Raw genomic sequence first — 23,816 nt, 5'->3', positions numbered from 1 at the left:
GGAGCCGGCGGCAGCGCCGGTACGCTTAGGAAAGGAAGGGAATCGGCATTGATCGTTCGCGATTCGGGGGACGCTTGGGTGCTGACGGCGCAGCATGAGCATGCCCGTCAGTCGGGGGAGGCGGCGCGGCGCTTCCGGTCTTTTTTTGAGGATTACCCTTACTTCGAAGACCTGGTGAAGGCGGTGTACCAGCATGATCTGGGCTGGGTGCGGCTTGATGAGACGCCGGTCTGGAATGACCGCGCTTCGGCGCCTTACTCGTTCATCGATTATCCGCTGCTGCCCAAGCTGACGCATTACCGGCTCGGGCTGGATCAGACGGAAGCGCTGAATCCGTATGCCGCTCTGCTGTGCAGCATGCACTACGCCGCCTTTGTGGAGGGAAGTTCCGACAACGAAAGCCAAGCGTTCTATCATCACGAAACACGGAGGCAGGAGCGGATTCGCAGAGGGCTGGGTATTCCGGAGGAGGAGCTGCAAAAGCCGTTCAGCCTGCTGAAGCTTTGCGACCTTCTCTCTTTATATCTATGCTTGAATGAACCGGGCGCGGGCAAGGAACAGGAATATCCTCCGTACCGGTCAGGATTCCGGTATTCGGAGCCGTTCCACCCGGACGCGGCCGGGAAGCTGACGGCCCGGTGGATCAGCCGGTCCGAGGTCGAGATGGAGCCAAACCCCTTCGAGTACACCTTCCGCCTCTCGGTTCGCCAGAAGCGGGTACCGAAGGCTCTCGCCGCAAAGGCGGGGCTAGCCGAAGCTTACCGGCAGACGGAGGAGACGGTGCTGGAAGTCCGTTTCCGCGGCCGCTCAGGAGAGGAGGAGGCGTGATGTACAGCATCAGAACCTTGGGTCTGGCGGATGCCCAGGCCTTCCTGCAGCTTCGGCTGGAGGCGCTGAGGGAGCACCCCGAAGCTTACTCGGCGGATGAAACGGAGTGGCGCGCCAAGACCGCCCAGGATGCGGCGGCGGTCCTCTCCGGGGAGAATGGCGGGTTTGTGCTTGGAGCCTTCCTTGCGGACGGAGAGCTGATCGGCATGGTCGGCTTCTATCCGAACGGCAGGCCGAAGCTGTGCCACAAGGGCACGCTTTGGGGGATGTATGTCGCAGCGAGGTACAGGAGGAAGGGAGTGGGGCGGAGCTTGATCGATGCTCTTCTCCACAAGGCCCGCTCACTCCCTGGCATTCGTAAAGTCAATCTCGGCGTGATCCGTACGAAGGGGGACGCGCGCAGGCTGTATGCTTCGGCCGGCTTCATTGTCTACGGCACGGAACTGGGCTCGCTGCAGGTTAACGGGACGTTTTATGATGAAGACCTGATGGTCTATGAATGGGAAAAAGGCGAGGCGGGGAGGCAGTCATGACTGCGGACAAATGGGAATGGGATGACAGATATGACTATCTGCGGGATACCCGGGACCTTTATTACAATGAGGACTATCTGGAATTCCTCGTGAGGATCGTCTGGAGAATCGACTGGCCCGTCGATCTGCTGGATTTCGGATGCGGTTACGGGTATCTCGGGCTCAAGCTGATGCCTCTGCTTCCCGAGGGCTCGACCTATACGGGAATCGACCGGTCCGGGGAGCTGCTGAAACGGGCACGGGATGCGTTCCGGGACGCCCCGTATCCCGCCGAATTCATCGAAGCGGACCTCGAGACCCCCATCCGGCCGGAACGCCGTTACGATCTGGCCGTCTGTCATGCGCTGCTCCTGCACCTGTCCGACCCCTTTCGGACGCTGGGGAAGATGGCCGGCAGCGTGAAGGAAGGCGGGCGGGTGATCTGCTTCGAGCCGCATTGGATCGCGGGGATGGCCGGCCACCAGCTCGGTGAGGGGGACGCATCGGAGCTGGTGCCGCTCGGCATTCTTCAAAAGCTGTATGAAGAAGGAAGACAGCGGACCGGAAAGGATGGCAATATCGGCCTCAAGCTTCCGCTGTATTTCAGCAGACTCGGTCTGGAGAAAGTAGAGTGCCGTGCCAGCGATAAGGTGAATTTCCTGGATCCGCGGACTGAGGGAAGCGGGCGGCAGAAGCTTTACCACTCCCTGAAGCAGGAAGGGCTCGGCCTGATGCCCGGGGAACAGGAGTCCTTTGTCCGGGGACTGCTGGGCCGGGGGCTGAGCCTCGGGGAAGCGGAGGCCCAGTACGAGGCGGAGAGGCTGTACGCCGGGCGATTTCGGGAGGATTCGGCCTTGGCTTACGCGCCGGGAATGAAAATCACCTTCGGCACGGTGGGAAAGTGCGAGACGACAGGCGGTCCACCCATTTCGTAAGCCTGTGTTTCAAGCGGTCAAGAAGGGGGTAATAAGGAGTAAAGGTCCGCCATAAGGCTAAGGACCGGTTTTGGGGAGGTGCTGCGAGTGCAAACATCCTTGGATGATCTTGGCCAGGTATCGCAAAGAACCGACAAGTTGATGGATGTCAGTTTGAATGTCGTGGGCAAAGCGACGGCGCACTACAACAACATCAGGCGTGCAGTGCACCGGAATTCCGAACAGATCGACAGGTCGTTCCGCAGTATTGACCAGACCAGAACGCTGATTGAAACAGCGCGCAGGACGCTGCGTTGAAGGGTCGCCGCCGTTTTTTCTGGCTACATAGAGCTTTAGCATCATAATGAAGATGTAGGCAAAATAGAGTTGTACGCACAGCAAAGCCGCCCGTCCATTGGATCGGGCGGCTTTGTGTATGCGGTCAGCAGGCAGGGCCTCAGCGGGAGACAGGCGGGGCGATTTCGCAGAAGCCTTCCGGCTGTCCGCGTGTAAGGCAGGCGCCACCGCCATCCTTCCCCCGCGTCCGCCGCCTGGGCAGCGCCCTGTCGGCCGGCTCTACCAGCTGCCGCCGCCGGAGGAGCGTCCGCCACCACCGCCGCCCCAGCTGCCGCCGCCGGAGGAGCGTCCGCCACCACCGCCGCCCCAGCTGCCGCCGCCGGAGGAGCGTCCGCCGCCACCGCCGCTCCAGCTGCCGCCGCCGGAGGAACGTCCGCCGCCGCTGTCCAAGCCCCCACCGTACCCTGTGGAACGCTGCCCGATCAGGATCTGCTGCTGCTCCTCCTGCAGCATGGCGTGGTAAGCCATATCGAGCTGGGAGACGGCCTGGTCGGCAGCGGCCAGCCGGTGCAGCGCATCGCCGTAGAGCCCCAGCATGAGCAGGTTCTGGATCTCGCTGATGCTTGCGGCGTAGCTCTGGGTATAGCCGGTATGCGTCAGCCGGGAGCCGGCACGCAGGGCCACGGCCTGATACCGTGCGTGTACCTCGCGGAGCATCCGCTCCGCCTGCTCCTTCTCCTCGGCCATCCGCGAGATGCCGGATTGATAAGCGCGCGCGTCCGAAGACAGGCGGGCGATGAGCGCGGCGAGCTCTTCCAGATCGTAGGGCGGCGAAGCGAGCGCGGCATGGATGTGCTCCTTCTGGCCGTGCAGCTCGCGTTCGAGCAGGGCCAGCTGCCGGTTCCCCTGGGTGTGGAGGGGCAGGGAGCGGGCTTCCGCCAGGGCCGCACCACTGCGGAAGAGTGACCAGGCCTGCGCCTCCTCGTCCCGGAGCTCCTGCAGCCGCCGCGACGGCCCGGTGTACACGCCGAGCACGTCCGCATGCAGCGCCTCCGCCTCTTGGAGGCGCGCGATGAGTCCTTCCGTGAGCCGGCCCGCTTCGGTGTACGCCTGGGTCTGCGCTGAGGCCAGCGGGCGCGCCGCCTCCAGGCCCTGCTGCAGTTCCGCCGCCGCCGTCTTCAGCGAGCGGAAGCTGTTCTCGGCCGGGGCCCAGTGCTTCTCGGCGAACTCGGCCTGCGCCCTTGTCCGCTCCTGCGGGTACGTGCGGTCTGCCGCGGCATAGTCCGCAAGCGCCGCTTCGACCTGCTTCAGGCGGCCGGCCACCGCATCCCGCAGGGCGGCCCGCCGCGCCACCCCGCTGCGCGCCTGCTCCAGCAGGCCGGCGACGGAGGCCGAGGCGCTGCCGGCTTCCGCCAGGGAGCCGCGCTCCAGCGCCCGCTTCATCGCGGCGCCGGCCTTCTCCGCCTCGGCGAGCGGAGCGTACGGGTCCCAGGCCTCGGCAGGCCGCAGGCCGGAATCGGCCAGCTCGCGTTCGATCCCGGCCCGCTCGGCTTCGATCCGGGTGGGCAGCCCTTCAAGCTCCTCCAGGTAGCCGGGCAGCTTGTCGAGCCCGCCCCGGATGGAGGCCAGCTTCTCCTGCTGAGGCAGCACCTCCTGTTCCGCCGCGAGCAGGTCCGAAACCTGCAGCGCCGAGGAGCGTTCGAGCTGACCGCGCATGCCGGCCAGCTCCGCCTTCAGCTCGTCCATCGGCAGGGCATGCCGGGCGGAGAGCTCCTCCACCTTGGCCTCGGCTGCAGCCACCTTGCTCTGCAGCTTTCCAATGTCCTCGGAGATGGAGCGGTCGAGGCCGGAGAGATGATCGACCTCCCGGCGCGCTTCCTCGAAGCGGGTGCGCAAGGCGGCGAGCTCCGCGCGCACCGCCTCAAGATCCCGGGCGGCTGCGCCTGCGCCGAGCAGCGGAACGGCATGGCCGCCGAGGCGCTCAAGGCGGCCCTGCACTTCGGCCGACAGCGCCGTCAGCCCCTCTTCGAGCCGGTCGGCGGCATCGCTGGTCCGCTCGCCGGGATACAGCTCGCGGATCGGTGTCAGCGCCTCCTGCGTGCGGCTGATATCGACGATCAGCGTCTTCGCCGATCCGGTGAGCTCCTCCTGCAGGGCAGTGAGCCGGCGGCGCTTCAGCAGAGCCATCACAAGCCAGCCGGCAAGCAGCAGCACGATGCCTCCGGCAAGCAGGGGCAGGAGCCCGCCGAAGTCGGGGCTTGCGCCGGCCGAAGCACCTGCTCCGCCCCCGGTCCCGGACGCCGGTCCGGGGGAGGCGAGACTTTGGCCAGACTGCATCAGCTCGAGCAGCCCGGCGGCAAAGTCGCCCTGCCGGGCATGGGGCAGGAAGTGCGCCCCGACCCATTCGTCAATGGAGCTCTCGCGCAGCCCGTCCCGGTCGTAATCGGCGGGAAGCGCATCGATCCGGCGCTGCAGGTCGGGATTGTCGAACTGAACCTCAATGCGGCGGTCGCTCTCCGAGAGCAGGAGAAGCACATCCCGGCGCTGCAGGTTCCACGCCCGATAGACGGAATCGGCGTACGCCTCCGGCGGCATGCCCTGAAGGCTGACGACGGTCAGGACATGGAACGAGTAGCGCCCTTCGGCCGCACGTTCGAGCGAAGACCGGCTGCCGGCTGAGAGCATGCCGGCCGTATCCTGTACGGCTCCGTTCACGGGCGGCACCTCCGCGGCCGAGACCGGGGAACCGAGCAGGAAGAGCAGGGATAAGGTAAGGGACATGAGCTTTTTCATGAGCATCCTCCACTTCCAGGGAGATTGTCGTTTCGGTGCTTCCCCCTATGCGGCAGGGGAAGACGTTCTACCGATACTTAAACCAATCTCGGGGAGATCAAGCGCCGTCAGACCCGCTCTGCGGCTGCCGGAGCCGGAAGGCGCATTCGCAATGGTCCCTTCCCAATTACGCAAAAGCCCCGCGCTGCCGGAGAGAGCTGACCGGAAGGCGCGGGGCTTGTTATTTTTAGGGGCGAAGCAGCGGGGTCAAATCGGAGATGAGCAGATCGACCTCATAATCCGTGCCGTAGATCCGGATCGCCTGGAGTCTGGCGAGCGTGTCCTCGGGGATTGAGCGGGCGGTGTGCTGCGGCTCCATGCTGAGCTCCGTTCCGCGGTCCGACATGTTCACGAGGAAGATGCCGTTGTGCAGGTTGAGCAGCTCGCCTGCGGCCGCCTCGAACAGCTCGTCCGGCGAGGAGATCGGCTCCTGGGCGAAGCGGGAGGCGAGCCGGAGCATCGATTCCTGGCTGCCCGCGATGGCGGTATAGCCGGCTTCGGAGGCTTCCGCCGCGGTGATCCGCTGGGAGAAGACCCAGTCATACACGCTCGGCCGGGGGGCGATCGCCATCTCGAGCCGGACGCCGGAATCCGCGAAGCGGATCAGGTTCTTGGCGAAGAGAGACACATACCCGGAGAGCCACTCGCCCGCAGGCGACCCGTCCTTGAGCAGCACCGCGGACACCAGCGCATCCACGCTGCCCTGCAGGATGGAGGAGAACTGCTCGTCGGAGAGGCTGTAGGCGTCCTTGAACGAAGACAGGACCTCGGAGAACGATTCGTAGGTCATCAGGCCCTGGTCGATCAGGGTCTGTCCCAGCAGCAGATGCTCGCTCTTCTGGGAGAGAAGCAGCTCCTGCACCTGTTCCTCGGTCAGATAGCCCTGTTCCACGGCGATTTCCCCGAAGCGCTTGTCACGGCTCATCTGCTCCGCGTGCACTTCCTCCACCTGAGCTCCGGTCATCCATCCTTGGTTGATCGCGAGCACGCCGAGCTTCGGTCTGGCGTCCTTCTGGGCGGTGAGCGCCTCATAGAGCTGGGTGGACGTCAGGTGTCCCTGGGACAGCAGGTATTGGCCAAAATATTGTGCGAACATCACGCTTCTCTCCGATCCTGGGCCATTTTGTGAATCAGCTCGTTCAGCGCCTCGATCGTCACAGGCTTCTGCATGAAGTTATCCGCGCCGGCTTTCAGCGCCTTGATCAGATTGCCCTGCGTCCCTACGGAGGACACCATCACGACATGGATGTTCTTGTCGAACTCCTTGATTTCCTTTAACGCCTCAATGCCGTCCTTGCGCGGCATGACAATATCCATAAGAACGAGGTCGGGCTTCTGCTCCTGGCAGAGCGCGACGGCCTCAAGCCCGTCGGCTGCTTCCAGAATGCCGGTGTAGCCCTGCTCTTCCAGAGCGCTTTTCAGCTTCTTGCGGACAAGAAGGGAATCGTCGCATAACAATATCTTTACTTCTTTGGGGTTCATGGTCCCACTCTCCCTGACGGTGGTATAGGCTTCCTGTTTTTTTATTATCGACCAATTGACCCCGGATCATTACCATTTTTTCATTATGGAGCGGGATGGAAGGGGCTTTTTAACATTCGCGGGAGGGAAAACGTGCAAAATAACACTCTTTTAATTCGATCCTAACAGTTTCCTAAAATAGGTCTGTTAGTATGGGTTTAACGACAAAAGAGCGGTCAGTCCTCCCAGAAACGACAGCAGACGACAAAACACGCAAGATCCAACTTTCAAACAAAGGATGATGATCCCGATGCAAACCGCGACCCAGCAGACAGTGACCGAGCGCCCTTACCACATTCCACAGTTTCTTTCCTCTGCCAACATGGAGCGTCTGGAGAAGGTTATGGTTCTCCAGCGTGCTTCCGAAGCATCCCACCTCTTCTGGGAAGGCGACACGGCGGACAAGCTGTATTTTGTCAAAAAAGGCGCAGTCAAGCTGATGAAGTCGACGGAAGACGGACGGTCCATCATCCTGCAGATTGCCCAGGCGGGCGACCTGTTCGGGGAGTTCGGCGACGCTGGCGCCATGAGCTTCGGTTACGATGCCGTTGTCCTGGCGGAAGCGACGCTCGGTGTCATCGCCTTGAGCGACCTTGAGAACCTGATGAGATCCAGCGGCGACTTTGCCGTGGAATTCGTCAAATGGCAGAGCCTGATGCAGAGAGCGGCCCAAACCAAGCTGCGTGATCTGCTCCTGTACGGCAAGAGCGGCGCACTGGCGGCCACGCTGATCCGTCTGGCGAGCTCCTGTGGCATCCGCACCGAGCGCGGGGTGCGGATCTCGATGAGGCTGACGCATACGGACCTCGCGCATATGATCGGATCCACGCGGGAAAGCGTGAACCGGCTGATTTCCGAGTACCGCGCGGAAGGGGCGCTGGACTTCCAGAAGGGCTACCTCACAATCAAGGACGAGTCGTTCTTTAAGGACATGGTAGGCGGAACGGAAATTCCGCTGGAGCTCTGCCGCATCTAGGGCCGGCGGAGCGGCACCTTCCGGCTTGAGGCCCGGGAGACGGAGGCTGAGGCATGAAGTAGGGCAGACAAGTGAATAGAGCAGACTGCGGTACGGGCCCGTGTTTTTCGGGGAAGCCGGACATCCGCGGTCCAGGCGGCAGAGAGAGTGCGGGAGGGACCCGGTCACTGTCTCTTTTTTATTGATTCCACCGGCTTTGGACGGCCGTCGGACCTATCTTTCGTTAGCCTTTGAACCGCCTCCTCCAAGATATGGTACACTAAAGGCAAATTAGAAGTTCGAGTTGCCGTATGGGGGTCTATGGGTATGCATGCTGCCGGTAAGCTTTTCTCTTACAAGGAATCCGGAGGATATTGGAAGAGGTATCAGAACTTTTTTCCTGAAGAACTGCGCATTACGGATTCTAACTCCCCTGTGGAGGAATGGTGGAATTGGATGGATTGCCGTATCCATATCGACCGGATGCCCGCTGCGGATTCCAGCCTGAAAGTCATTCTCATTCATGGGGCAGGCGGCCACGGCCGATTATTGGCTCCCTACGCGCGGATGCTGCAGATCCATGGCTATGAAGCGGTCGCTCCCGATTTCCCGCCTTACGGGTTAAGCGATGCCGAATCGGTAAGATCGCTGAGTTACCGGCACTGGCTCCAGATCCTTACCTCTTTGATCGACCGGGAGACCGACCGGGACGGCAAACCCGTCATATTGCTCGGAGTCAGCATTGGCGGTATGCTGGCTTATCATGCGGCTTGTATGACGGACAGAGTCAAAGGGCTGATCGCCACCACCTTTGTCGATACAAGCAATCCGAAGGTGCGTGACCAGCTGGCCCCGAACAAGTTGGTCAGCCGTGTGGGAAAACGTTCGATGGATGCGTTCCCCTTGGTATTCGATCCCATCCGAATCCCGATCCATCTCGTATCCAGAATGGAGTCGCTGACGAATAACTCCGAATTGACCGCGCTCATCATGGAAGATCCCCAAGCTGCGGGCATCAAGATACCGGTGAGATTCTTGAGAACCTTCCTGGATTTCAAGCCCCTCATTGAACCGGAACATTTTGATCGCTGCCCAGTGCTACTAATCCACCCGGAAAAAGATCCGATGACCCCGTTTTCCCTAAGTGAATCGTTCTATCGGCGGTTACAAGGCGCGAAGCAGTGCGTCCTTTTGGAGGGAGCCGGACACCTGCCGATCGAACAGCCGGGACTGGATCAAATGAAAGCCTCAATCCTCTCCTTCTTAGGGAAGATCGAGATGGAACTGCGGCAGCCGCAGCAGGAAGGCTCCGCGGGGGGACCGGACCTCTAGGCCGTGCAGGAAGGCTCAGTCTCCTCCCGGGTAAGCCGATCTCCGGGGAAATATGTTAAGATAGAGCTGTCGATCCCTCAAGGGAATCGATAGGGAGAAGTGAAGGAGCAGGTTTCCATGGTGTATTGGATCATTCGTAATGCCGTCAAATTATGGCTGTATCTCAGGTTCCGTGTCAAAGTGGAAGGGGTACGGCATATTCCGCAGGGAGGCTGTATTCTGGCGATGAATCACCGCAGCAATTATGACTCGCTGCTCGTGGGCGTGCATACGCCGCGCAAGATGCACATCATGGCCAAGGAAGAACTCTTCAGGAACAAATTCGGCGCCCGGGTCATTGCGGAAATGGGCGCTTTCCCGGTAAAGCGCGGCAGCGCGGACCTGCGTTCGCTCAAGCATTCGCTGAAGCTGCTGGAAGAAGGCGGCCTGCTCTCCTTATTCATCGAAGGCACCCGTTCGCAGTCCGGCGAGATGGGGGATCCGAAGAAAGGGATCGGCTTCCTCGTGGCCAAAAGCCGCGCTCCTGTGGTGCCTGTACTGATCCAGGGGTCTTCGGGCGGCTGGTTCTCAAGAGCCACCGTCACTTTTGGGGAGCCGCTCGTCGTACAAAGCAAGGAGTATGAAGAGATTGCCCTGCAGGTGGCGGGTGCCATCAAACGTCTGGCTTAGTTATTAAGGGAGAAAAGAATTACACGGGAAGTCCGGTGGCAAGCTAGAAGCAAGCCTGACTTTACCGGAGGATCCTACCTTGAACGAACATCGACCGCAGGCTCCCGTTAGGGGGCCGTTTTTTATGTGCAGGCTGGCGATCTGCATGCTGCTTTGGGCTGTACTGGGCCTGGCCGTCCCCGACCTGAGCGCAGCCGCACCCGCTCCCCGGACGCCCCAGACCTCGGATACGCCGCCCCCGGGGCTGCAGGAAGAGGGCGTCTATGTCGTGATCAGCAAAAAGACGAACCGGCTCACGGTATACATGAACGGCACAGCGTACCGAAGCTTCCCTGTCGCCACCGGACGCAAGAAGGGGCTGACCCCCATGGGGACATTCCACATTGTCACGAAAATTAAAAAGCCCTGGTATATCCGCAAACAGATTCCGGGCGGAGACCCGGCCAATCCGCTCGGCAGCCGGTGGATGGGCTTGAACGTGCCAGGCACCGGCGGGTATACGTATGGCATCCACGGGACCAACCGGCCTTATTCGATCGGCCACAGCGCTTCCTCCGGATGCATCCGGATGCACAACCGGGATATCGAATGGCTGTACCGGCATCTGCCGCTGGGCACGGTGGTCATTGTGAAGGATTAAGCGGGGCGGCCGGATTTTTTTTGGAGCGGCAGGTATAGATCGTGCTCATCCGGTGCAATATAATATCAACGGTGAAAGAGCGAGGTGTGGTACCGTTGAGCGAATCAATGGAGTATTCACAAGAAGTTGCTTCTGACTCGAGATAGAGCGGAGGGATGTGCCAAAGACACGTTAATGTAGTCCATGTGCTGCAGTAGTGTGGGTGAGGTCAAGTCCGAAGCGAGGTTCGAGATTCAAGGCAATACCAAATTCATTTCACCGTTGGAAGGGACTCCGCAAGGGGTCCTTTTTCCTGTATCCGTATTTTATTCTGTCCGTATTTTTCTGAGGCGGATTCATCAATTGCGGTCCCTCTCCATATTCGTCCGTAACCCTTCGCATCCCTCTCGCATTTACTATGATTAGCTTGAGAGGGAAGGAGATGATAGATATGGCAGTAACTCGTGTTCCTCGTCCGCCGGATGTGGTCACGCTGACTGTGGTCCGCAGCCCGCGGACCGGACGGCGCATTATCACCGGAAGCAGCGTCATCGGCAGTGCGGCTCCCTGCACGTCTCTGATCGCTCCCGGAAGCCGTCTGGTCCCGGCTGTGCGCTGTTTGGTCCGCAGCGGTTTCCGGCTCATCGCCCGGATTCAGGGCGTCTGGGTATTCCGCCGCATCCGCTGACCTGCGGATAAGCTTCTGAAGCAGGCATGAAAGAAAGCCTCCTGCCGAACCTTGGCAGGGGGCTTTTTACATAGGCCGGGCCGTTTGGCCCGCGGCGTTCAGGTTCGGCTTTGGCGTCCCGTAAAAAAGCTCGCAACGAAGAGAATGAGAAAGACGATGAACAGGATTTTGGCGATGCCGGCTCCTGGCCCGGCGATACCCAGGAATCCGAAGACTCCTGCCGTGACGGAGACCAGAAGGAATAGAAAAGACCAGGTCATCAGCGGATTCCCTCCCGGGCGGACCTGCTTCCTTCCGCATTTTTTTGCTTCAATCGTGTCTTACCCGCCGGCTTCCGCTCCTGAAACAAAGGTGCGCTGCGCGGGGGCCTCACCAAGGCTTCGGGAACATCGCGCCTCATCCGGGCGCCCGCCCGGGCCGATTCGCTTTCGTCCGCATACCCTGATATACGCCATGGCGGATCACGTTTGGGGAGGACCTCCGTTGGAACTGTTCGAATCGCTTCTTCTCATTCTCGTCTTGTTCATTCTGCTGCTGATCGTGCTGCTGCTGTTCCTGTGAACTCTTACACCGTACGGGCCGCCGGCTGGAAGCTGCTTCCCCAAGGCTGCCCGTGCCCGCAGAACCACCTACAGAAGGCCGCTTCCCCAAGGCTGCCCGTGCCCGCAGAACCACCTACAGAAGGCCGCTTCCCGCCATTCCCACCCTCTCCCTGCGCTGCAGTTTCTTCCCATTTATAACTTGGACATGCGGAGCTCATAATGTATATGTTGCAACGTACTGCCGGAAGAGGGAGGGTACCTATGGAAGATTGGTGGCATATTGGCCTGCGCTCGCTTGCTGCCGTCGCCGTATTGTTCACCATCACGCGTTTGCTGGGCAAGAAGCAGATCTCCCAACTCAGCTTCTTCGAGTACATCACGGGGATCGTTATAGGGGAGCTGGCCGGGTTCATTTCGACGGAGCTGGAGGCGCACTTCATTCACGGCATTACCGCCATGCTGGTCTGGTTCGTGGTTCCGTTGTTCCTAGAACACCTCACCCTGAAGAACAAGCGGCTGCGGGACCTGCTGGAGGGCAAGGGAACGGTCTTCATCCGGCAGGGCAAGGTACTGGAGGATAACCTTCGGAAGGAGCGCTTTTCTTCGGACGAGCTGATGGAGGAGCTGAGGACGAAGAAGGTATTTCGTCTGGCGGATGTGGAGTTCGCTATGCTGGAGGCCAGCGGAGAGCTCAGCATTCTGACCAAGGAAGAGGCCAGAAAGCTGAAACCCGAAAATGCGGGAGCCGCAGACGAATGCATCCCGCAGGCGGTCATTATGGACGGTCATCTGATGGACGACGCCTTGTGCAGCTTGGGTATGACCCGGGAATGGCTGTTTGGAGAGCTGGACAAGATGGGCTTAACGGTAGAGGATGTCTTTCTCGCCCAGATCGACGCCAAGGGGAAGCTGTATATAGATCTGTACGAGGATGGCGCCAAGCCGCCGGTCCTTCAAGCCCCTTCCGGTCTTCTGACCGCCCTGAAGCAGTGTGAGTCATACCTCATAGCGCAGGGACAGCGCAAGGACAGCGGCCAGGCGGACGGGGTCTATGCCGAATGCGCCTCTATGCTGGGAGACATTATCCGGCGGGTTGAGAACGTATAGGAATCATGTCGATGGCGTGCGGAAGCAGGCAGCGGAGAAAGGAGTGTTCAGCCCATGGCAACGAATGTGAAAAACGGAAAGGCCCAATGGAACAAAAAGCAGTACCAGGATTTTGCCAAAACAAAGGAGCCGGCCCGTCCGGTTCTGCGCAACTGCCTTCGGGCGTTCCTGGTGGGCGGGTTCATCTGCCTGATCGGACAAGGCTTGATGGAGCTGTTCATTCACGGATTCGGGTTTACCAAAGAGACGGCGGGCAACCCTACGGTGGCCGTCCTTATTATCATTTCCGTCCTTCTGACAAGCTTTGGCGTGTACGACAAGATCGCCCAATGGGCCGGTGCGGGTTCGGCGGTCCCGGTCACAGGCTTCGCCAACTCGGTCTGCTCGGCTGCGCTGGAGCATAAGAGCGAAGGCTATGTGCTTGGCGTGGGAGGCAATATGTTCAAGCTGGCCGGCTCGGTCATCGTGTTCGGTGTCGTGGCCGCCTTTTTCGTAGGTATCGTGCACTGGATCTTCGGATGGGGGGTCGGCTGAGGGATGCTGATCGGGGAACAAAGCTGGGAATTCAAGAGACGGCCTGTTATTCTGGGCACATCGTCCGTCGTTGGTCCGGATGAAGGCAAGGGTCCCCTCGGGGATCAGTTCGACGTGGTCCATGACGACACCCTTGTCGGACAGGACAGCTGGGAGAAGGCCGAAAAAAAGATGCTTGAGGAAGCCGCACAACTGGCATTGAAGCACGCTAATCTGCAGAAGGATCAGCTGCAGTTCTATATCGGAGGAGATCTGCTCAACCAGATTATCTCGAACTCCTTCGCCGTGCGGACGATGCAGGTTCCGTACCTCGGCATCTTCGGTGCCTGCTCCACCTCCATGGAGGGGCTGGCCATCGCCTCGATGATCGTCGACTCAGGCTTCGGAGAGCGGGTCATGGCCGGCACCTGCAGCCATAACTGCACGGCGGAGAAGCAGTTCCGCTACCCGACCGAATACGGTTCCCAGAAGCCTCCTACCGCGCAGTATACGGTAACGGGAGCGGGGGCGGCCGTGCTCGGGCTGAAGGGGGATGGGCCTGTCGTGACGGGAGCGACGATCGGCCGGGTCGTCGACCTCGGGATTAAGGACCCGTTCAACATGGGCGCGGCCATGGCTCCGGCGGCGGTGGATACGCTGACCGCGCACTTCCGGGATTTCGGCCGGGAGCCGGGCTATTACGATCTGATCGTAACGGGCGATCTGGCCACGGTAGGGTACGACATCGCATGCGACCTGCTCCGGGAGCGGGGCATCGATATGACGCAGACGGTCTACCAGGACTGCGGCAAGCTGATCTATGACCTTGAGAAGCAGAATGTGCAGGCGGGGGGAAGCGGCTGCGGCTGCTCGGCTACGGTGACTTACGGACCGCTCCTGAAGCGCATGAAAAAAGGAGAATTGAACCGCATTCTGGTGGTGGCTACCGGAGCGCTCCTCTCGCCGCTCTCCTTCCAGCAGGGAGAGAGCATCCCGGGAATAGCCCATGCGGTGGCCATCGAGAGAGGAGAGGTGCAGAATGGATGACGTCATGCAGTACTTATGGGCCTTCCTGGTCGGCGGCGCGATCTGCGTCATCGGACAGCTGCTCATCGATGTGAAAAAGCTGACGCCTGCGCATACGATGAGTGCGCTGGTGGTGGCCGGCGCCCTGCTCGACGGCATTCCGGCCGGCGGCAAGAGCGTCTACGACCGGCTCACCGACTTCGCGGGAGCCGGAGCGACCGTGCCGATCACAAGCTTCGGAAACGCGCTGGTGCACGGCGCCTTGACCGAGCTCGTAGAGGACGGTCCGATCGGCATCATTACCGGAATCTTCTCGATTACGTCTGCGGGCATCTCGGCCGCGATCATCTTCTCGTTCCTGGCGGCGCTGGCTTTCAGGCCGCAGGGCTAAAGCCCTGGCCCGGAGCCGTTAATGCAGGGCTGGAATCGAGCGGAACCGACCTTCATCGTCCCGGACCGCCTGCGGGTGCAGGCGCCCTCCGGGGCTTTTTGGCGTGTCCGGACAAAAGTGCGCATCGCGCCAGGTGTCCGTCGTCACCGGAAAGTAGAAAATGCCAAAAGAATTCATCCATTTTATCCGTATACTTGCCCTTATGCCATCCTGTACAATAGAAATCTGGGACTCTATGGTGTGCAAAAAGCCGTTTTTCGCGTTAATATTACAGTTTCATGTCAATACGCTTACACCCATAACCTTTTGTCTGCTGCTGCGTATATAGGTTGTACCATCTTATGGAGGAGGCCGGACGTCAATGGAAACTGTCACACATGGGGAACTTGCCGTGTTGAAGCGCATTCAATCCAACCTGGAAGCATGCATCCTCGGCAAAACCGATGAAATTTTACTGCTGCTCACCGCCATGCTGGCCGGCGGACACGTGCTGCTTGAAGATGTTCCCGGGACGGGCAAGACCGTCTTGATCAAAGCTCTGGCGAAGTCCATACACGGCCTGTTCCGGCGCATTCAGTGCAATCCGGACCTGCTGCCTACCGATATAACCGGCGTGTCGATCTTTCACCCGAAGGAGGAAGTGTTTTTGTTCCGCCCGGGTCCGATCATGACGAATATTCTGCTCGCCGACGAGATCAACCGGGCGACCACGAAGACGCAGTCCGCCCTGCTGGAGGCGATGGAAGAGCGCCACATTACCGTGGACGGCGAAACTCATGAGCTGCCGAAGCCGTTCCTGCTGCTCGCCACGCAGAATCCGATCGATTTCGAGGGGACCTACATCCTGCCGGAAGCCCAGCTCGACCGCTTCATGATGAAGTTCTCGATGGGCTATCCGGATGCGGAGACGGAGACGCGGATGATCGTATCGCAGAGTGTGGGCCATCCGCTGGATTCCCTGGAGCCAGTGGCCGAGGTGGAGCAGATTCTGGCCATCCAGGCGCTGGTGAAGCAGGTGCACCTGGATGAGGCCGTGGCCCATTACCTCGTATCGGTTATCCGGCTGACCCGGGAGAACCCGTCGATCTACCTTGGCGCAAGCCCACGGGCCACGCTGGCCCTTGTTCAGGCGGCCAAAGCCTACGCCCTGCTGCAGGGCCGGGATTACGTCATTCCGGACGATATCAAGTTCCTCGCGCCTTATGTGCTCGGACACCGGATCATTCTTCAGGCGGAGGCGCGGATGGAAGGCGCTACGGTCGGCAGCGTGCTCCAGTCGGTGTTCCAGCAGGTGAAGGTCCCGGTTCGCCTGGAGAGGTGAGGGGATGAGAGAAACCTTCGCCCACAAGCTGTCGGAGCTGCCGCGCTTCAGCCGCAAGTTCTGGGCTGTGTTCGGCGCCTTCCTCGGCAGCCTCGGCTTCCTGCTCTTCCAGGGCGGGAAGCTGGCGCTGATGCTGTTCGTCATCATGCTCATCTTAAGCATCTACCTGCTGCTCGGCCAGTGGAGCGGAATTAAGCGTACCCAAGGGAACCGCGTTCTGAACAACACGGATTTCGGCTCAGTGATCGAGGCCGGAACCTCGCTCGGCGTGAGGATCGAGCTGAGTATCCCGGGGTATTGGCCGATGCCGTATCTTTTCGTCAAGGACCGCTTGTATCACAAGAGCGGCCGGGAGCTGATCTTCGAGGCGACCGTCGTACCGGACTGGCGCCGCCGCGCCGAATGGGAGTACCGGACGCCGGCGATGCGCCGCGGCCATTATACCTTCGGCCATACCGAATGTGTGACCGAAGATATCTTCGGGCTCTTCGAGCACCGCGGCGAGCTGGAGCTGCCGCAGAGCATTGCGGTCATGCCGCAGACCGTACCGATCCGCGAATGGCAGCAGTTCCACCAAATGATGAAGGGAACGAACCATCATTCCTCCACCACGCGGGCCGTCCGGGAGACGACCCAAATCAACGGGGTGCGGGAGTACAGCTACGGTGACCGCCTGTCGCGCGTCCACTGGAATGCGACGGCGAAGACCGGCACATGGAAGTCGAAGGAGTTCGAGCGGGAGTCCCTGCCGAAGACTTACGTCGTGCTGGACCGTTATATGAAAGCTTATGACGACCCCGAAGAGCTGGAGCTCGCGGTTTCCGCGGCGGCATCGCTGTTTCAATACGGTGCGCACCGCGGTCTGTCGCTTGGTCTCCTGTCGAGTGGAGCGGACAATGTGTACTTCGAGCCCAGATCGCCCCAAGCCCAGCAGCATGCGCTCATGCAGCACTTCATCGATGTAGAGGCGGATGGCACCCATCCCGTGTGGCAGGTGCTTAAGACGCGGATCTCCCGCCTGGTGCCCGGCTCGTTCATTACGCTGATCTCGCCGGAAGCCGGCGAAGGGATGCTGCAGCTGCTCGGCTGGCTGAAGCAGCAGGGCACGAACCCCTGCCATCTCTGGATCGCCCCGCAGGCGACGGTGAAGGACGCCTGGGTGAAGCAGCTGCGAAGCCGGGGCATTACCTGCTATCCGCTGCACGCGCTCGCTGAGCTGCCGGGGCTGCTGGGAGGGAGGAACCCATGAATAACCGAACCGATACCGGCCGCTCCGCCCTGCGCCGCTTCCTCTGGGACGACTGGCCTCACCGGCTCACCCTGCTGCTCAGCGGGCTGATTCTGCTGCAGTTCACGCTGTGGTTCGGCAAGGAGGACGGCCTGTGGCTGCCCGAGACCGTCCTGATCGTCCAGCTGACCCTGCTCATGGTCTGCGTGCTCGAGCATGTGCAGAAGCTGCACTGGCTCCTGCGGGGGCTGCTGCAGTTCGTCCTGATCCTGGCGGCTAATGTAGAGGTGCTCGAGAACTACGGCATTGTGGATCCGATGCCTGTCTCCAGCTTCTTCTCTTCGAGGCTGTTCCTGAACTTGTATGAGCTCACGCCGTATTTGTGGTTCTCTCTCGGAGCCTGGGCGGCCTACCACTTTATGATCTGGTGGGTAGAAGTCAAGTGGCGCATTTATTCGCTGCTCGTCATCAGCGTGATGGCGCTCTGCATCCGGGATTCGTTCTCTTCAGTCTTCTTGTGGCCGCAGGTGGCCGTCATCGTAGGCTGCGGGCTGTTTCTGCTCATCCTGAGCCATTTTGCCCAGCTGAGGCGACGGGATCCGGCGGCCTGGCGGCATCTTGCCGACTACCCGGCTTCCATTGCCCTGCCGGTTGTCGGCCTCATCTCGCTGACGGTGCTGATCGGCGCCATGATGCCGGAGGTGGGCCCCTCGCTTACCGATCCTTATACGGCCTGGCGCAGCCTGCGCGGGGAGCCGATGAATTTCTCCACCGCGAAAGGGGTCACCGTACCGCCGAGCGAGGCGATGGACTCCTCTTCCGGCTACAGCCGCAATGACGGGGCCCTCGGCGGCGGCTTCCAGTTCGACTATACGCCAGTGATGGAGGTCGAGACGACCCAGCGCGCCTACTGGCGCGGGGAGACCAAGTCACTCTATACCGGACGCGGCTGGGACGAGAGCGAATCGGAGCGCCGCAATGCGCGCAATCCGGTGCGTGCCGACAATGTCCTCGCCTCCGATTCGCGCCTGCCGTCCGGCAGCATGAAGACGGTGGAGGTCACCCAGAAGGTGACCCTGCTGACCGAGCAGCGGTATCCGGTGCTCTTCGGTGCTTACAGCATCCAGAAGGTGACGGGGATCAACAACCTGAAGAACGGCTTCGAGCCCCTGCAGTGGCTCGCCGCGCAGGGGGAGCTGCGCTTCAGTGAGCGGCAGCCTTACCCGAAGACCTACGAGGTTATCTCGCAGGTGCCGGTAGTCGATGAAGCGGCGCTGCGTGCGCTGCCGGCCGGCACCCCCGCCGGAGCAGAGGAGTTCCTGGCGCTGCCGGCGAACCTGCCGGAGCGGGTGAAGCGTCTGGCAGCCGACCTTACGGCGGATGCTGCGAATCCGTATGATAAGGCGAAGAAGCTGGAGCAGTACCTGCAGACGACCTTCCCGTACACGAACAAGCCGGATCTGACCAAAGGCCGCAGCCGCGACTTCGTGGACCGGTTCCTCTTTGAGATCAAGGAAGGCTACTGCGACTACTACTCGTCCGCTATGGCGGTCATGGCCCGGTCGGTCGGGCTGCCGGCGCGGTGGGTCAAAGGCTATTCCTCCGGCGCCACGCCGCTCGATCCGGAGCTCATGGGCCTGATTCCCGGCCAGATGATGATGGACCCGGATGCCGCGGGCACGTATACGGTCCGCAACGCCGACGCCCACTCCTGGGTCGAGATTTACTTCAGCGGCTACGGCTGGGTGCCGTTCGAGCCGACCGCCGGCTTTTCCATGCCGCGTGCCACGCTGCCGGATGTGCCGGTCGTGGAGCCGGCCGATACGCCTGAAGCGGAGCCGGCTGCAGCCGAGCCCACGGCCGAGGAAGAGCAGGGCCGCGGCCTTGCCATCACCGGCGGCCTCGCCGTTCTGGCGGCCCTGGCCGGCTTCCTGGCCTGGAAGCTGCAGGTGGCGGAGCTGTGGAGAGAACGCGCCCGCCGGCGCCGCGCCTCGCTCTTGAAGCAGAAGGTCATCGTCGAATGCGAGCGGATGCTGCGGATCTTCCGGCGCAGCGGCTATGTCCGCGAAGAGCATGAGACGCTGCGCGAAGCGGTGGCCCGCTGGACGAAGCAGAGCCGCTGGATGCGCATGGACGTCGAGACCGTACTGCTTCTCTTCGAGAAGGCGAAGTACGGCAAGGCCGACATTACCGAAGACGACTATAAGACGGCGACGATGCTTATTGATAAGCTTCGTTCGCAGATGTAGGCGGGCTGAGGTAGTTGCTGCCCTTCTTATGAATACTAGAGAGCCTCTTCCGTTCTTTGGGCGGAGGAGGCTCTCTTTTTTTGTTTCCATCGCCTTTTGTTGCAGGGCTTGTTTCCAAACCGGGAAAAGGTGGTAAGTATGGGGGTGTCAGACATTACAAAGACAGAGGAGGATTCCGATGGCCGATCTCGATAAAAAGAAGCTGGAGGAGCAGACCCGCGTATTCTACCCCCCTGCAGGCAGGTTCGACCCTTGCCCGCCGATCGTAGAGAAGACCTTCGTAACCCCGCCGCAGCTGTTCCTGGCTTATCAGCCGGCGGACTTGGCGCAGTACAGTCCGAAGGAAGCGCTCCAGAAGGGCACCCTGTGGCCGGACCTCTACAGTCCTTACGAGCCGCAACGTTACAAGGAGGTGTGAGAATAATGACAGCCAAGCCCAAACCGCTGCCGCAGACTTACTACACGGCACTCGAGGAGCTGCAGGCTCTGGATTTTGTGCTCGTGGAGCTGCAGCTGTACCTCGATACCCATCCCGCAGACGAGAAGGCGCTGCAGCAGTACAAAGAGCTGTCGGCCCAGCGCCTGGAATTGGCGGAGCCGTTCGAGCGCAAATACGGCCCCCTGATCCACAACGGACGAAGCCAGGCCGGAGAGCCTGCCGAATGGAACACAACGCCATGGCCATGGCAGGTATAGGAGGAGAAGCCCATGTTCTTATATGAAAAGAAACTCCAGTATCCGGTACGCGTAAGCAAATGTGATCCCCAGATGGCGAAATTCCTCACCGAGCAGTATGGGGGAGCGGATGGCGAGCTGGCGGCGGCCCTGCGCTACATGAATCAGCGGTATTCGCTCCCGGACAAGGTGGTCGGCTTGCTGACGGATGTGACGATGGAGGAGTTCTCCCACCTCGAGATGATTGCCACGATGATCCTCAAGCTGACGAAGGATGCGACGCCGGAGCAGATGCGCGAGGCCGGCCTTGGCGACCATTATGCTAACCACGGCAATGCCCTGTTCTACCAGAACGCATCGGGTGTACCTTGGCAGGCGAGCTACATACAGGCCAAATGCGATCCGATCGCCGACCTCTATGAGGACATTGCGGCTGAGGAGAAAGCGCGGGCCACCTATCAATGGCTGATTGATATGACTGACGACGTCGACCTGCAGGACAGCCTGAAGTTCCTCCGGGAGCGCGAGATCGTCCATTCGATGCGCTTCCGTGAAGCGGTGGAGATGCTGAAGGAAGATCAGGCGGCGCAGAAATTTTTCTAAAAGACTGCTTTTTATGAAGCAGTACAGGACAAGCCGCGGGGCAGCCCGCGGTTTTTTAAAATTATGAATTTATATCTCGCCGGAGCTCGATCCCGTCATCTTATATTTTCTTATAAACGCGCATTGTCCTTAAAGGACAGCGAAGCCGTTTATCTTGGTAGGATTTCAAGGGAGGTGAAGCCCGTTTATCTGCAGCGGCGAGCCTTCCTTATGCCTGACTCTGAAGGCTTTGAAGCCGGGTTATCTTTTCGCAGGGATTGGCATCCTAAAAAGCAGGGGAACGAGAATTCACCCCTCTAAGGGGGGTTGTCGTCGGTTTTCTCCGTTTTAAGAACCATTTTGCAAGGAATTGGACATCTATGGTATAGTTTGACGTATACAGCCTATCGTCTTACGAGGTGAACGCATTGCTGAAAAAGCTGATTCCGCACCAACATGTCAATTCGATATACGAAATTAATCTGCAGCAGCTATATGAGCAGGGATATCGGGGCATTATTACGGACTTGGACAATACGCTGGTTGGGGCCAAAGCGCCGCTCGCCACGCCGGAGCTGATCGATTGGCTGAAGGTCGTGGGTCAGATCGGGTTTCAGGTGGTGGTCGTATCGAACAACCAGCGGACGAGAGTGACCAAGTTCGCGGAGCCGTTATCCCTGCCTTTCATTTACCGGGCCAAGAAGCCGACTACCGCAGCTTTCCGCAAGGCGCTCACCATGATGAATCTGCGTTCCTCCCAGACGGTCGTGATCGGCGACCAGATGCTGACCGACGTGCTCGGCGGCAACCGGATGGGGCTCCACACGATCCTCGTGACCCCGATCTCGCCGTCGGACGAAGGTTTTTTCACGAAGGTGAACCGCAGACTCGAGAAGGCTGCCCAAACGCTCATGAGAAAGTAGGAATCCACACTTGGAAAACAAGAATTGCGCGGGATGCGGCGTTGCGCTGCAGCAGGAGAACCCGGATCAGCTCGGCTTCGTGCCCGAGCAGGCTCTGTCTCGTACGCCGGTGATCTGCCAGCGCTGCTTCCGCATCAAGAACTATAATGAAGCATCAGGCATTACGCTGAACCAGGATGACTTCCTGAAGCTGCTCGGCCATGTCGGCACGACCGATTCGCTGGTCGTCAACATCGTCGACCTGTTCGACTTCGAGGGGAGCCTGATCTCCGGTCTGCCCCGGTTCGTAGGGAACAATCCGATCATTCTCGTCGTGAACAAGATCGACCTTCTCCCGAAGGTGACGAATTACAACCGTATCCTGAACTGGGTGCAGCGCCAGGCGAAGGAAGCCGGGCTGAAGGTTGTCGATATCGTGCTCTGTTCGGCCCGCAAGAACATGGGTTTCGAACGGGTGATTGAAGCGCTGGACGAGCACCGCAAAGGGCGGGACATCTACGTGGTCGGCGCAACGAACGTCGGCAAGTCCACGCTGATCAACCGTCTGATCCACGACTACAGCGATCTCGATGCGGAGCTGACCGTGTCCCAATATCCGGGTACGACACTCGATCTTGTGCGCATTCCGCTTGACGACGGCGCTTCGATTATCGATACGCCGGGTATCGTGTACAAGCACCGCCTCACCGAGCTAGTGAACAAGAAGGATCTCATGAAGGTTATGCCGGACAAGCCGGTCAAACCGCTCGTGTTCCAGCTGAACAGCGGGCAGTCGGTGTATTTCGGCGCTTTGGCGCGCTTCGACTTCCTGCAGGGAGAGCGCCAGTCGTTCACCTTCTATGTCTCCAACGCGCTGCAGGCGCACCGGACGAAGCTGGAGAAGGCCGACGAGCTCTACGAGAACCATAAGGGCGTGCTGCTGCAGCCGCCGGCGTTAGCGGATCTGGAGGAGCTGCCGAAGCTGACCAAGCATGCCATCCGTATTCCGAAGGGCGGCAATCTGGACGTCTCGATCTCCGGCCTCGGCTGGGTGAAGGCGAACGGCGACCAGGGGGCGGAGCTGGCCATCCACGTGCCCCGCGGGGTCAAAGTGGCGGTCAGGGAATCCCTGATCTAGATCGCACCGCCCTTTGGGGAACGGGCAATAGAGTGCGAAGGAGTTACCAACGAAGCGGGAGGAACGTTACCTAATGGAGAAGCTGGTGCTGGTGAGAAAGCAGGGGCTGGACAGCCACACGATTCTGTATGGCGTCTTTGGAGACCCGGTGCGGCACTCAAAGTCGCCGGTCATGCTGAACCGGGCGTTCGACGTAGCGGGCCTTAACGCGGCCTACGGCGCATTTCATATTCTGCCGGGGACGCTGAAGGATGCGGTCGCCGGCATCCGTGCGCTGGGCTTCCGGGGCGTGAACGTGACGGTGCCCCACAAGCTGGAGGTCATGTCGTATCTCGATGAGATCGACGAGGGCGCCCGGATCATCGGCGCCGTGAACACCATCGTGAACGAGGGCGGCCGCCTCATCGGCTACAACACCGACGGCATCGGCTACATCCGTTCGCTGAAGGAAGAGACGGGCCTTGCGCTTAAGGGCCGCAAGGTGCTCATGATCGGGGCCGGCGGGGCGGCCCGCGGCGTCGGGTATGCGCTGGCGCAGGAAGGCGCGGAGCATATCTACATTGCGAACCGGACGAAAGAGAAGGCGCTCGATTTGGCCGCCTCGCTCGGCAGCTACGGCAGCGTAAGCGGCCATGGGCTCGACGAGATTCACGGGCTGGTGGGCGAAGCGGCGCTTATCGTGAACAATACGCTGGTAGGCATGTACCCGCTGGTGGACGAGGTGCCGATGGACATCTCGCTGATCCGGGAGGATCATGTCGTCAGCGACCTGATCTACAATCCGCTTGAGACCCGCCTTCTGAGAGAAGCCCGCGAGAAGCGCGGAGCCACCGTGCACAGCGGGCTGGGCATGTTCATATACCAGGGGGCCTATGCCTTCGAATACTGGACGGGACAGCCGGCGCCGGTCGATGCCATGAGGAAAGCGGTACTGGATTCGTTCGCCGAATCCGAAGCAGGCGGACAGAAGTAAAT

The 23,816-nt window shown here is 60.5% G+C and carries 26 protein-coding genes; 21 read left to right on the top strand and 5 right to left on the bottom strand.

Features of this window, described 5'->3' with window-relative positions; all coding sequences use genetic code 11:
* Positions 1–48: 48 nt before the first annotated feature.
* The 3 genes from ACP26L_RS26655 to ACP26L_RS26645 are packed head-to-tail and all read left to right on the top strand — an operon-like array spanning position 49 to position 2,275.
* Positions 49–828 carry a DUF3891 family protein gene (locus tag ACP26L_RS26655; RefSeq protein WP_426447916.1) on the top strand — a complete coding sequence of 260 codons (780 nt, stop codon included), beginning with the start codon at positions 49–51 and terminating at the stop codon, positions 826–828.
* Positions 828–1,361 (top strand): GNAT family N-acetyltransferase, encoded by a 534-nt coding sequence (locus ACP26L_RS26650; RefSeq protein WP_426447915.1) that lies wholly within the window; start codon positions 828–830, stop codon positions 1,359–1,361. Before ACP26L_RS26655 ends, ACP26L_RS26650 begins: the two co-directional genes overlap by 1 nt.
* A complete protein-coding gene (locus ACP26L_RS26645) occupies positions 1,358–2,275 on the top strand; it encodes a class I SAM-dependent methyltransferase (RefSeq protein WP_426447913.1) in 918 nt (305 codons plus the stop codon). Before ACP26L_RS26650 ends, ACP26L_RS26645 begins: the two co-directional genes overlap by 4 nt.
* Positions 2,276–2,332: 57 nt before the next feature.
* On the opposite strand, the gene ACP26L_RS26640 is transcribed toward ACP26L_RS26645, so the two are convergent.
* The 4 genes from ACP26L_RS26640 to ACP26L_RS26625 all read right to left on the bottom strand — a co-directional run bounded on the left by ACP26L_RS26640 (position 2,333) and on the right by ACP26L_RS26625 (position 6,865).
* Positions 2,333–2,656 carry a hypothetical protein gene (locus tag ACP26L_RS26640; RefSeq protein ID WP_426447911.1) on the bottom strand — a complete coding sequence of 108 codons (324 nt, stop codon included), beginning with the start codon at positions 2,654–2,656 and terminating at the stop codon, positions 2,333–2,335.
* 174 nt (positions 2,657–2,830) lie between these two features.
* A complete protein-coding gene (locus tag ACP26L_RS26635) occupies positions 2,831–5,344 on the bottom strand; it encodes a TPM domain-containing protein (RefSeq protein ID WP_426447910.1) in 2,514 nt (837 codons plus the stop codon).
* 226 nt (positions 5,345–5,570) lie between these two features.
* Positions 5,571–6,479 carry a hypothetical protein gene (locus ACP26L_RS26630; RefSeq protein ID WP_426447908.1) on the bottom strand — a complete coding sequence of 303 codons (909 nt, stop codon included), beginning with the start codon at positions 6,477–6,479 and terminating at the stop codon, positions 5,571–5,573.
* Entirely contained in the window at positions 6,479–6,865 is a 387-nt protein-coding gene (locus ACP26L_RS26625) for a response regulator (protein ID WP_426447907.1), read from the bottom strand. The genes ACP26L_RS26630 and ACP26L_RS26625 overlap by 1 nt, the downstream gene beginning before the upstream one ends.
* A 289-nt stretch (positions 6,866–7,154) precedes the next feature.
* On the opposite strand from ACP26L_RS26625, the gene ACP26L_RS26620 reads away from it, so the two are divergent.
* The 5 genes from ACP26L_RS26620 to ACP26L_RS26600 all read left to right on the top strand — a co-directional run bounded on the left by ACP26L_RS26620 (position 7,155) and on the right by ACP26L_RS26600 (position 11,167).
* Positions 7,155–7,880 (top strand): Crp/Fnr family transcriptional regulator, encoded by a 726-nt coding sequence (locus tag ACP26L_RS26620; protein ID WP_426447906.1) that lies wholly within the window; start codon positions 7,155–7,157, stop codon positions 7,878–7,880.
* 435 nt (positions 7,881–8,315) lie between these two features.
* Positions 8,316–9,191 carry an alpha/beta hydrolase gene (locus ACP26L_RS26615; RefSeq protein WP_426447905.1) on the top strand — a complete coding sequence of 292 codons (876 nt, stop codon included), beginning with the start codon at positions 8,316–8,318 and terminating at the stop codon, positions 9,189–9,191.
* Between the two features lie 117 nt (positions 9,192–9,308).
* Complete coding sequence (locus ACP26L_RS26610; protein WP_426447903.1) at positions 9,309–9,860, top strand: lysophospholipid acyltransferase family protein; 552 nt, start codon at positions 9,309–9,311, stop codon at positions 9,858–9,860.
* 124 nt (positions 9,861–9,984) lie between these two features.
* The gene (locus ACP26L_RS26605) at positions 9,985–10,500 is read left to right on the top strand and encodes a L,D-transpeptidase (protein WP_426455098.1); all 516 of its coding nucleotides are present in this window, start codon (positions 9,985–9,987) and stop codon (positions 10,498–10,500) included.
* Between the two features lie 430 nt (positions 10,501–10,930).
* Positions 10,931–11,167 (top strand): hypothetical protein, encoded by a 237-nt coding sequence (locus ACP26L_RS26600; protein WP_426447902.1) that lies wholly within the window; start codon positions 10,931–10,933, stop codon positions 11,165–11,167.
* A gap of 98 nt (positions 11,168–11,265) precedes the next feature.
* Here the strand turns inward: ACP26L_RS26600 and ACP26L_RS26595 are convergent, their stop codons facing one another.
* Entirely contained in the window at positions 11,266–11,430 is a 165-nt protein-coding gene (locus ACP26L_RS26595) for a DUF1328 domain-containing protein (RefSeq protein ID WP_426455097.1), read from the bottom strand.
* A gap of 540 nt (positions 11,431–11,970) precedes the next feature.
* Between ACP26L_RS26595 and ACP26L_RS26590 the strand changes: the two genes are divergently transcribed.
* The 13 genes from ACP26L_RS26590 to ACP26L_RS26530 all read left to right on the top strand — a co-directional run bounded on the left by ACP26L_RS26590 (position 11,971) and on the right by ACP26L_RS26530 (position 23,814).
* Positions 11,971–12,816 carry a DUF421 domain-containing protein gene (locus tag ACP26L_RS26590; protein ID WP_426447900.1) on the top strand — a complete coding sequence of 282 codons (846 nt, stop codon included), beginning with the start codon at positions 11,971–11,973 and terminating at the stop codon, positions 12,814–12,816.
* A gap of 54 nt (positions 12,817–12,870) precedes the next feature.
* Positions 12,871–13,350, top strand: coding sequence for a stage V sporulation protein AC (gene spoVAC / locus ACP26L_RS26585; protein ID WP_426447899.1), 480 nt, complete (start codon positions 12,871–12,873; stop codon positions 13,348–13,350).
* A 3-nt stretch (positions 13,351–13,353) separates the two neighbouring features.
* Entirely contained in the window at positions 13,354–14,376 is a 1,023-nt protein-coding gene (gene spoVAD / locus ACP26L_RS26580) for a stage V sporulation protein AD (protein ID WP_426447897.1), read from the top strand.
* A gap of 4 nt (positions 14,377–14,380) precedes the next feature.
* On the top strand, positions 14,381–14,746 hold the full coding sequence (gene spoVAE, locus ACP26L_RS26575) for a stage V sporulation protein AE (protein WP_426455095.1): 366 nt from the start codon (positions 14,381–14,383) through the stop codon (positions 14,744–14,746).
* A 361-nt stretch (positions 14,747–15,107) separates the two neighbouring features.
* Positions 15,108–16,067 (top strand): AAA family ATPase, encoded by a 960-nt coding sequence (locus tag ACP26L_RS26570; protein WP_426447895.1) that lies wholly within the window; start codon positions 15,108–15,110, stop codon positions 16,065–16,067.
* A gap of 4 nt (positions 16,068–16,071) precedes the next feature.
* Positions 16,072–17,316 carry a DUF58 domain-containing protein gene (locus ACP26L_RS26565; RefSeq protein WP_426447893.1) on the top strand — a complete coding sequence of 415 codons (1,245 nt, stop codon included), beginning with the start codon at positions 16,072–16,074 and terminating at the stop codon, positions 17,314–17,316.
* Entirely contained in the window at positions 17,313–19,544 is a 2,232-nt protein-coding gene (locus ACP26L_RS26560) for a transglutaminase TgpA family protein (protein ID WP_426447892.1), read from the top strand. The genes ACP26L_RS26565 and ACP26L_RS26560 overlap by 4 nt, the downstream gene beginning before the upstream one ends.
* A gap of 178 nt (positions 19,545–19,722) precedes the next feature.
* Positions 19,723–19,962 carry a spore coat associated protein CotJA gene (locus ACP26L_RS26555; RefSeq protein WP_426447890.1) on the top strand — a complete coding sequence of 80 codons (240 nt, stop codon included), beginning with the start codon at positions 19,723–19,725 and terminating at the stop codon, positions 19,960–19,962.
* A 5-nt stretch (positions 19,963–19,967) separates the two neighbouring features.
* A complete protein-coding gene (locus tag ACP26L_RS26550) occupies positions 19,968–20,240 on the top strand; it encodes a spore coat protein CotJB (protein ID WP_426447889.1) in 273 nt (90 codons plus the stop codon).
* Between the two features lie 12 nt (positions 20,241–20,252).
* Positions 20,253–20,822: a manganese catalase family protein gene (locus tag ACP26L_RS26545; protein ID WP_426447887.1), complete on the top strand. Its 570-nt coding sequence runs from the start codon at positions 20,253–20,255 to the stop codon at positions 20,820–20,822.
* A 407-nt stretch (positions 20,823–21,229) separates the two neighbouring features.
* Positions 21,230–21,724, top strand: a complete 495-nt coding sequence (locus tag ACP26L_RS26540) for a YqeG family HAD IIIA-type phosphatase (protein ID WP_426447885.1) — start codon at positions 21,230–21,232, stop codon at positions 21,722–21,724.
* A gap of 10 nt (positions 21,725–21,734) precedes the next feature.
* A complete protein-coding gene (yqeH, locus tag ACP26L_RS26535; protein ID WP_426447883.1) occupies positions 21,735–22,841 on the top strand; it encodes a ribosome biogenesis GTPase YqeH in 1,107 nt (368 codons plus the stop codon).
* 73 nt (positions 22,842–22,914) lie between these two features.
* Positions 22,915–23,814: a shikimate dehydrogenase gene (locus ACP26L_RS26530; RefSeq protein ID WP_426447881.1), complete on the top strand. Its 900-nt coding sequence runs from the start codon at positions 22,915–22,917 to the stop codon at positions 23,812–23,814.
* Positions 23,815–23,816 lie beyond the last annotated feature (2 nt).

Source organism: Paenibacillus sp. S-38, from assembly GCF_049942825.1.
In the GTDB taxonomy this organism is placed as follows: Bacteria; Bacillota; Bacilli; order Paenibacillales; family NBRC-103111; genus Paenibacillus_G.
The sequence above is the reverse complement of the archived record's forward strand: the minus strand, read 5'-3'. Positions and strand labels throughout refer to the sequence as shown.

Excerpts from the sequence above, each read along its gene's own strand:
- ACP26L_RS26650 (WP_426447915.1), top strand. The coding sequence starts at position 828 with ATGTACAGCATCAGAACCTTGGGTCTGGCGGATGCCCAGGCCTTCCTG.
- ACP26L_RS26645 (WP_426447913.1), top strand. The coding sequence starts at position 1,358 with ATGACTGCGGACAAATGGGAATGGGATGACAGATATGACTATCTGCGG.
- ACP26L_RS26635 (WP_426447910.1), bottom strand. The coding sequence starts at position 5,344 with ATGAAAAAGCTCATGTCCCTTACCTTATCCCTGCTCTTCCTGCTCGGT.
- ACP26L_RS26630 (WP_426447908.1), bottom strand. The coding sequence starts at position 6,479 with ATGTTCGCACAATATTTTGGCCAATACCTGCTGTCCCAGGGACACCTG.
- ACP26L_RS26625 (WP_426447907.1), bottom strand. The coding sequence starts at position 6,865 with ATGAACCCCAAAGAAGTAAAGATATTGTTATGCGACGATTCCCTTCTT.
- ACP26L_RS26620 (WP_426447906.1), top strand. The coding sequence starts at position 7,155 with ATGCAAACCGCGACCCAGCAGACAGTGACCGAGCGCCCTTACCACATT.
- ACP26L_RS26615 (WP_426447905.1), top strand. The coding sequence starts at position 8,316 with ATGGATTGCCGTATCCATATCGACCGGATGCCCGCTGCGGATTCCAGC.
- ACP26L_RS26610 (WP_426447903.1), top strand. The coding sequence starts at position 9,309 with ATGGTGTATTGGATCATTCGTAATGCCGTCAAATTATGGCTGTATCTC.
- ACP26L_RS26605 (WP_426455098.1), top strand. The coding sequence starts at position 9,985 with ATGTGCAGGCTGGCGATCTGCATGCTGCTTTGGGCTGTACTGGGCCTG.
- ACP26L_RS26600 (WP_426447902.1), top strand. The coding sequence starts at position 10,931 with ATGGCAGTAACTCGTGTTCCTCGTCCGCCGGATGTGGTCACGCTGACT.
- ACP26L_RS26590 (WP_426447900.1), top strand. The coding sequence starts at position 11,971 with ATGGAAGATTGGTGGCATATTGGCCTGCGCTCGCTTGCTGCCGTCGCC.
- spoVAC (WP_426447899.1), top strand. The coding sequence starts at position 12,871 with ATGGCAACGAATGTGAAAAACGGAAAGGCCCAATGGAACAAAAAGCAG.
- spoVAD (WP_426447897.1), top strand. The coding sequence starts at position 13,354 with ATGCTGATCGGGGAACAAAGCTGGGAATTCAAGAGACGGCCTGTTATT.
- spoVAE (WP_426455095.1), top strand. The coding sequence starts at position 14,381 with ATGCAGTACTTATGGGCCTTCCTGGTCGGCGGCGCGATCTGCGTCATC.
- ACP26L_RS26570 (WP_426447895.1), top strand. The coding sequence starts at position 15,108 with ATGGAAACTGTCACACATGGGGAACTTGCCGTGTTGAAGCGCATTCAA.
- ACP26L_RS26565 (WP_426447893.1), top strand. The coding sequence starts at position 16,072 with ATGAGAGAAACCTTCGCCCACAAGCTGTCGGAGCTGCCGCGCTTCAGC.
- ACP26L_RS26560 (WP_426447892.1), top strand. The coding sequence starts at position 17,313 with ATGAATAACCGAACCGATACCGGCCGCTCCGCCCTGCGCCGCTTCCTC.
- ACP26L_RS26555 (WP_426447890.1), top strand. The coding sequence starts at position 19,723 with ATGGCCGATCTCGATAAAAAGAAGCTGGAGGAGCAGACCCGCGTATTC.
- ACP26L_RS26550 (WP_426447889.1), top strand. The coding sequence starts at position 19,968 with ATGACAGCCAAGCCCAAACCGCTGCCGCAGACTTACTACACGGCACTC.
- ACP26L_RS26545 (WP_426447887.1), top strand. The coding sequence starts at position 20,253 with ATGTTCTTATATGAAAAGAAACTCCAGTATCCGGTACGCGTAAGCAAA.
- ACP26L_RS26530 (WP_426447881.1), top strand. The coding sequence starts at position 22,915 with ATGGAGAAGCTGGTGCTGGTGAGAAAGCAGGGGCTGGACAGCCACACG.